The following is a 1946-nucleotide window of genomic DNA, read 5'->3' on the forward strand; positions in this document are numbered from 1 at the left end:
TTTGAGCAGGATCGTCAACGTCGTTCTAACGAAGAACGTGGCAAGCTGGTTACCCGTATCCAGTCCGCTGTGAAAGCTGTTGCCGCCGATCAGAACATCGATCTGGTTGTTGATGGCAACGCTGTTGCATTCAACAGCAGCGATGTTAAAGACATCACCGCTGATGTGCTGAAACAGGTTAAATAAGTAATGCCTTCAATTCGACTCGCTGATTTAGCTCAGCAGTTGGATGCAGAATTACACGGTGATGGCGATATCGTCATCACCGCTGTTGCGTCCATGCAGTCTGCTAAAGCAGGCACTATCACCTTCATGGTAAGCCCGAAGTACCGTGAACATCTGGCTCTTTGCCAGGCGTCTGCTGTCGTACTGACGCAGGACGATTTGCCGTTTGCCAAAGGTGCAGCGCTGGTAGTGAAGAATCCCTACCTGACATACGCCCGTATGGCACAAATTCTGGATACCACGCCGCAGCCGGCACAGAACATCGCACCCAGTGCGGTGATTGATCCGACGGCGCAGCTGGGTAATAACGTATCAATTGGTGCAAATGCGGTTATCGAATCAGACGTCGTGCTGGGCGATAACGTTGTCATTGGTGCCGGTTGCTTCGTAGGTAAAAAAACAAAAATTGGTGCAGGCTCTCGCCTGTGGGCCAATGTCTCCGTTTATCATGAGATCGAAATTGGTGAACAATGCCTGATCCATTCCAGCACCGTTATTGGCGCAGATGGTTTCGGTTATGCCAACGATCGTGGTAATTGGGTCAAGATCCCGCAGCTGGGACGGGTGATCATCGGCGATCGTGTCGAAATCGGCGCATGCACCACCATTGACCGTGGCGCGCTTGATGACACGATAATCGGTAATGGTGTTATCATCGATAACCAGTGCCAGATTGCACATAACGTTGTGATTGGCGACAATACTGCGGTTGCCGGCGGCGTTATTATGGCAGGCAGCCTGAAGATTGGCCGTTACTGTATGATTGGCGGTGCCAGCGTCATTAACGGGCATATGGAAATATGCGATAAAGTCACGGTTACAGGGATGGGCATGGTTATGCGTCCTATCACTGAACCGGGCGTTTACTCCTCAGGTATTCCGTTGCAGCCTAACAAGGTGTGGCGTAAAACTGCTGCCCTAGTGATGAATATTGATGATATGAGTAAGCGCCTCAAGGCCATTGAGCGCAAAATCGATCAACAAGACTAAGCGTTCACCCGTTAAACGCATACTTCCCGGCCTGTCGGCTTTCTTATAAACCGGCAGGCCGTGTTATTATTGCCATTCAGATATTTTGACAGGAAGAGTATTTTGACTACTGACACTCATACTCTGCATATTGAAGAGATTTTAGAACTTCTGCCGCACCGCTACCCGTTTTTGCTGGTAGACCGTGTGCTGGATTTTGAAGAAGGTCGTTTTCTGCGCGCAGTGAAAAATGTTTCTGTAAACGAGCCATTCTTCCAGGGGCATTTCCCTGGGAAGCCTATCTTCCCGGGCGTATTGATCCTGGAAGCGATGGCTCAGGCTACCGGTATTCTGGCGTTTAAAAGCGTTGGTAAACTGGAGCCGGGTGAGCTGTATTACTTCGCAGGTATCGACGAAGCGCGCTTTAAGCGCCCGGTTGTACCTGGTGATCAGATGATCATGGAAGTGACTTTTGAAAAAACGCGTCGCGGCCTGACTCGCTTCAAAGGCGTAGCTCTGGTTGACGGCAAAGTTGTTTGCGAAGCTACCATGATGTGTGCGCGTAGCCGGGAGGCCTGATACGTGATTGATAAAACCGCCTTTATTCATCCAACCGCCATTGTGGAAGAAGGCGCCGTTATCGGTGCTAACGTTCACATTGGTCCATTTTGTATTGTTGGACCCCATGTTGAAATTGGTGAGGGTACCGTACTGAAATCTCACGTTGTGGTGAATGGTCATACGACCATTGG

The 1946-nt window shown here is 50.1% G+C and carries 3 protein-coding genes and 1 pseudogene; all 4 read left to right on the plus strand.

The features are described 5' to 3' along the window. On the plus strand, positions 1-186 hold a 186-nt coding region (locus RTP97_RS12385; RefSeq protein WP_312413966.1), incomplete at its 5' end, for an OmpH family outer membrane protein. Between the two features lie 3 nt (positions 187-189). Beyond that, positions 190-1215, plus strand: coding sequence for a UDP-3-O-(3-hydroxymyristoyl)glucosamine N-acyltransferase (gene lpxD, locus RTP97_RS12390; RefSeq protein ID WP_165717436.1), 1026 nt, complete (start codon positions 190-192; stop codon positions 1213-1215). 102 nt (positions 1216-1317) lie between these two features. Continuing rightward, complete coding sequence (gene fabZ, locus RTP97_RS12395; RefSeq protein ID WP_007373234.1) at positions 1318-1773, plus strand: 3-hydroxyacyl-ACP dehydratase FabZ; 456 nt, start codon at positions 1318-1320, stop codon at positions 1771-1773. Positions 1774-1776: 3 nt separating this feature from the next. Continuing rightward, positions 1777-1946, plus strand: a pseudogene (locus tag RTP97_RS12400) (acyl-[acyl-carrier-protein]--UDP-N-acetylglucosamine O-acyltransferase); the annotation flags it as partial.

Origin of the sequence: Pseudescherichia sp. (assembly GCF_031998825.1) — a bacterium.
GTDB lineage: Bacteria > Pseudomonadota > Gammaproteobacteria > Enterobacterales > Enterobacteriaceae > Pseudescherichia.